This is a genomic window from Amycolatopsis sp. SID8362, from assembly GCF_010550475.1.
In the GTDB taxonomy this organism is placed as follows: domain Bacteria; phylum Actinomycetota; class Actinomycetes; order Mycobacteriales; family Pseudonocardiaceae; genus Amycolatopsis; species Amycolatopsis eburnea.
In genome coordinates this window covers 1-475 of the sequence record NZ_JAAGNB010001593.1, presented here as the reverse complement: position 1 = coordinate 475, position 475 = coordinate 1, and the positions used below count along the sequence as shown (strand labels likewise).

Below are 475 nucleotides of genomic sequence, written 5' to 3'. Positions count from 1 at the left end.
GCTCGACGAGCCGACGGCACACCTCGACGAAGCCACCGCCCGCCTGGTCCTCGACGCGGTCCAGCGCGCGGTCGACAACGGCGCCGCGGCCGTCATCGCGGCCCACGAGCGCACGGCCGCAGTCGACGTGGCTCCCGACCCCGCCCCGGCTCCTGAAACGTCCACAAAGGACGCTGTTGCCGCGCCGGTCGGCTGGCGCGCGCTCCTCGACGGCCGCCTGTTCGGCGGCGCCGTGCTGGGCGCGGTGGCGCTGCTGGCCGGGGTCGCCCTGACCGCGACGTCGGGCTGGCTCATCGCCAAGGCCTCGCAGCAGCCTCCGATCCTGACCCTGACGGTCGCGGTCGTCGGCGTCCGCGCCTTCGGACTCGGCCGCGCCGGGCTGCGCTACGTCGAACGCCTGGTCACCCACGACGCCGCGTTCCGCATCGCCGGCCGGCTCCGGGTGCGGGTCTGGAACGCCCTGGTCCGGCTCGGC

1 pseudogene is annotated in these 475 nt (G+C 76.2%); it reads left to right on the top strand.

Annotated features, from left to right (window positions below):
• Positions 1-475, top strand: a pseudogene (locus G3I65_RS48955) (glutathione/cysteine ABC transporter permease/ATP-binding protein); the annotation flags it as partial.